Here is a 3,657-nt window from a genome sequence, read left to right as displayed (position 1 = left end):
CCCGCCAGCTATCGCTGCATCAATCCGCTGATAACTTTACAGTGCCGCGAAGAGTTCTTCCCGGGAAAGTGTCCGTCGTGGCATCTTCGAGCATCTTCACTATTGAAGTACGAGTCTTACGATTAACTGCAAAACCACACCACGCTATCTTGAGGGGCAAGAAGACCGCCGCGCAGTCCTTAAATCCGCTACGTCACGGGAGTTGGTCGCAACAGGGTTAGCCAGCTCTATTGCTGCGAAAGGACGCATCCGGCACTCGATAGATACGCCGGTGCAACATTGCCGAAAATGGCTCCTTTGCATCGGCCATTCTTCGAACTTCCCCTATTGCCCGTGCCGCCGCTCGCCGCGCCTGCGCGCCCCCCGCGCCGATCTTCACTTCGAGGTCACAGACCAGTTGTTGAAATTGAAGTTCTTTCCCCCCGGGGACGAGGTAATCTCGACGCCGTATTGGACGCTACCGACTTCTATGTCGCCAAAGTACCCCTTCGACTTGATCCACTGCAGGATACTCTTGATGTCCACTGTCCCGCTGTTGGTCTTCGAAGTGCGCAGCAGTGAGATGACCTTGTGACCATCGGGCCCTTCACCTTCAAACACGTTCCAAGTCGCTCCGCCTACATTGACATTGCTGTAGACCGGAATGGCCGCACCGGAAGGGGCATAATGATATGAAATGGGCTTAACGTTGCCGCTCCCGTCCGAGTTTCCGGTGTAGTTTGTCCAGAGCATTATCTCATGCTTGTTTGAGCTGTCCCAGATATCGTAGGCGACATCCCAGGCGCCGCCAGTGGGAACTTCCTGATTGAAGCTCGAGCTCAGAGTGTTGATTGAACTGAGCGGTTTCCCGATATTGAAAGCCACGTGCGGGTAGCTCTTGATGCCAGGAGTATTAGGCTGGTCCGACCACACGCTCCACCGGTTGACTCCACTCACCGAAATCGTCTGAGGCCCAGGGCGCGGGCCCCATACGTCGTTGTTCCAAGAGTAGCCATCGCGTGAAAAGCTTCCGTATGGAGCGTGCGAACTCCAAATCGGAGCCCGTGCCGATACAAGCGCGGCAGATGATAATGACCCGGCTTCATTCGCGGCCTGCCTAAATAGATCATGATCCTCCTGTGTCCGGACGTACCCCGTTGGGGATCCTTTCGCGGCGCCACCGTTTATCCGATTGGAATCCATAAAGCTCTCCTTTCTACTATGATGACAAAGTCTCCTGCAGATCCGCCCAGCGGGTACCCAAGTTCAGTATAGGCGGTATCGGCATAGAGACTAGATTGGAATGCTAGGAAGGTTGGCTTTCGAGAAGCTGACGAGCTCGAGGAGAAAGGTGGACCCGCGCCCGGGTTTGCCGTCTTTCGGATGACAACGCCGGCACGGTCTATCAGGTACGCAACGGTGCTTCCGAATGAGCAAGGCCAACCGCATCACCCGTTTGACATCCGCCGCCTGCGAGCAGATTCAGGCCCGCATGCTTGAGGCTTGCAGGCAGATCGCTTCAGATCACGGACTGGTCATCGAAAGTACCGGGTGGCGTGGCCTGAAACCTGGCTTCTCATTCGAAACCAGCATTCCGCATCAGCATTCCCACGCCAGATGGCAAGCCCACCAATCTGGATAGGAGATGTTCGCCGTGTTGGCCGAACGGTACGGCCTGGAGGGACTTCGAACGCGAGTTTATCGCTGGCGGCGAACGCTTCCGGATCACCGGCATTGATCCGCGGCGGCCGAAATACCCTATATCCGTTGAGCGTATTCCCGATCACAGGGGTCAAGTTCACCGCTGACAACGTTGCCATGCTGCTCAAAGCTCAGGCCAAACCCTGACGTTCACCAATCGTTCTTCAACTTGGCCAAAATCACAGCTTCGAGCCGACGGGGCCCACAAGCGGGATGAGCAACCATACCGCGGTCCGATCATGTCTTGGACGAGTGGCTGAACAGATCGAGGTTCGTGACAACAAGGCGCCATACCGAATGAGCCGAGCCACGAAAGGCCTGGTCTCGGTGTTCATGGACGGCACATATGTCCGAGCAGTTCCGGGTTCCAGACGCGTCATTTCGAGGTCGTCATGGGGCGCCTCGAGGCGTCCGGTCGCAGCCCCTCGCATTTCGCAACGATGCCAAACGTCAAGACTGCGCGACACCAGACAATCCGCGCCTGCTTGAGGACGCAAGGCTGGTTGCCAGGACGCGAGATTGTTGTGTTCAGCGATGGTGATCCGTCGCTGGCCGATGCGGTCCGGCATGCGGCCAACTCCGACGCGGTGCACATTCTGGACTGGTTTCACGGATCGATGCGCGTTCAGCACCTTCTTGCCGATCGCTGGTGAAGGCGGACGAAGCCGGTCAGTTCGAGTTCCAGTTTGCTGCCCGCGATCTCGATCAAATGCGAGCGAAGTTGTGGTGCGGAAAAGTCACGACAGCACGCTGGCTACTATGTGCGGCGGCTGGCGAACTGCGCCGCGTGGATCGCAAACAGCATTCCCGACGCGTCGTCGCGAAGATCAATCGCTTGGCACAGATGATCATCGAATTCGACAGGTATCTCGAAATCAACCAATCTTCCATGCCGAACTACGCCAAACGGTCGCTGCAGGGGCTACCCGTGTCGAGTTCGCGTGCGCAATCATCCGCAAATGCCTTGGTCAACAGGCGCATGAACAAACGTCGACAAATGCGATGGTCACCACAGGGCGCGCAGCGCGTGCTCCAGACGAGAGTAGCAGTGCTCGATGGACGCCTGCAGGATGGCCGGTTTTCTCTCGCCGCCTAACCCCACGGTTCCTTCCACTCTCGGGGTCGAGACGGCCCGCGTGATGGCACGTCTCTACGCCGCGGCGCGCCTGCTGGTGAACTTCTTCCAGCCGTCATTCAAGCTCAAAGAGAAGCGCCGCGAGGGTCGCCCACGGCGACATCAACCCCTGAGTCGCGCTTGCAGTGCCTGCCGATTGGCAACGACGTTGCTGAGGTTCAGCAGGTCTGGCTCCCGTCCTTGCGCCAATTGCCTAACCAGCTCCCGCGTGCCGTCCACGACAAAGACGCCGCAATCATAAGTGTTCTGCTGCTGGGCCATGCCGGCTGGCTCCAGGGCGAGGTTCAGCCTTTCTGCGAGTTGTCTTGCATGCGTCTCGTTGTATCTCCCGTAGGAATCGTAGTGATGGGCGACAGGCCGTTGCCGGTTGCTGCGATCAACGAACAGCAGCGACCAATGCCTGCCGCGGTCCGTAGCACTGGCATCGTTCACTGGCAGGAACAGGAAGTCGGCTGTATCGTTATCACGCCGATCATGGACGATGCGATGGAAGACGCGTAGCACGTCGCTCTCCGCGCCCAGGCGCAGCCGCAGCGCTTCGAGGGGATCTACGAACCGCGTCCGGGCGGCGAGATCCGAATCGCTCCTCTGCAAATCCAGCTCCTGAAGCTGGTAATCCCTGAGGATATGCTCGTCGCCCAGCCATTCCGTATCCTCGAGCACCAGCCCGCGGTTGTGGGACAAGGCTATCGGATTCAACGCCCCGATCTGAGCATCGGACGAGGTGATCGGAAACCGCCGCACGATATCGTCGCGCAATGGGGACGGTGCGGGCGCGGTCAGATCAACCAATGGAAGACCGCCGTAGGTGTCTGAGCGAGCCCTGGCAGAAGGCGCTGGCG

At 58.4% G+C, this 3,657-nt stretch carries 5 protein-coding genes; 3 read left to right on the top strand and 2 right to left on the bottom strand.

The window, feature by feature from the left end:
• Positions 1 to 375: 375 nt before the first annotated feature.
• The gene (locus tag N181_RS06940) at positions 376 to 1,182 is read right to left on the bottom strand and encodes a glycoside hydrolase family 12 protein (protein ID WP_015633421.1); all 807 of its coding nucleotides are present in this window, start codon (positions 1,180 to 1,182) and stop codon (positions 376 to 378) included.
• A gap of 226 nt (positions 1,183 to 1,408) precedes the next feature.
• On the opposite strand from N181_RS06940, the gene N181_RS34640 reads away from it, so the two are divergent.
• The 3 genes from N181_RS34640 (at position 1,409) to N181_RS06930 (ending at position 2,776) form a co-directional block, all read left to right on the top strand.
• A complete protein-coding gene (locus tag N181_RS34640; RefSeq protein WP_223843498.1) occupies positions 1,409 to 1,621 on the top strand; it encodes a hypothetical protein in 213 nt (70 codons plus the stop codon).
• Positions 1,622 to 2,072: 451 nt separating this feature from the next.
• A complete protein-coding gene (locus N181_RS06935; protein ID WP_015633422.1) occupies positions 2,073 to 2,333 on the top strand; it encodes a hypothetical protein in 261 nt (86 codons plus the stop codon).
• The gene (locus N181_RS06930; protein WP_015633423.1) at positions 2,330 to 2,776 is read left to right on the top strand and encodes a hypothetical protein; all 447 of its coding nucleotides are present in this window, start codon (positions 2,330 to 2,332) and stop codon (positions 2,774 to 2,776) included. Before N181_RS06935 ends, N181_RS06930 begins: the two co-directional genes overlap by 4 nt.
• Before the next feature lie 141 nt (positions 2,777 to 2,917).
• Here N181_RS06930 and N181_RS06925 read toward each other — a convergent pair.
• Positions 2,918 to 3,657: Ulp1 family isopeptidase (locus N181_RS06925; RefSeq protein ID WP_060563308.1), on the bottom strand; the 740-nt coding region annotated here is incomplete at its 5' end.

It is taken from the genome of Sinorhizobium fredii USDA 205 (genome assembly GCF_001461695.1).
Classification (GTDB): Bacteria; Pseudomonadota; Alphaproteobacteria; order Rhizobiales; family Rhizobiaceae; genus Sinorhizobium; species Sinorhizobium fredii.
This window is presented reverse-complemented; position numbering and strand designations above follow the sequence as displayed.

Excerpts from the sequence above, each read along its gene's own strand:
- N181_RS06940 (WP_015633421.1), bottom strand. The coding sequence starts at position 1,182 with ATGGATTCCAATCGGATAAACGGTGGCGCCGCGAAAGGATCCCCAACG.
- N181_RS34640 (WP_223843498.1), top strand. The coding sequence starts at position 1,409 with ATGAGCAAGGCCAACCGCATCACCCGTTTGACATCCGCCGCCTGCGAG.
- N181_RS06935 (WP_015633422.1), top strand. The coding sequence starts at position 2,073 with ATGGGGCGCCTCGAGGCGTCCGGTCGCAGCCCCTCGCATTTCGCAACG.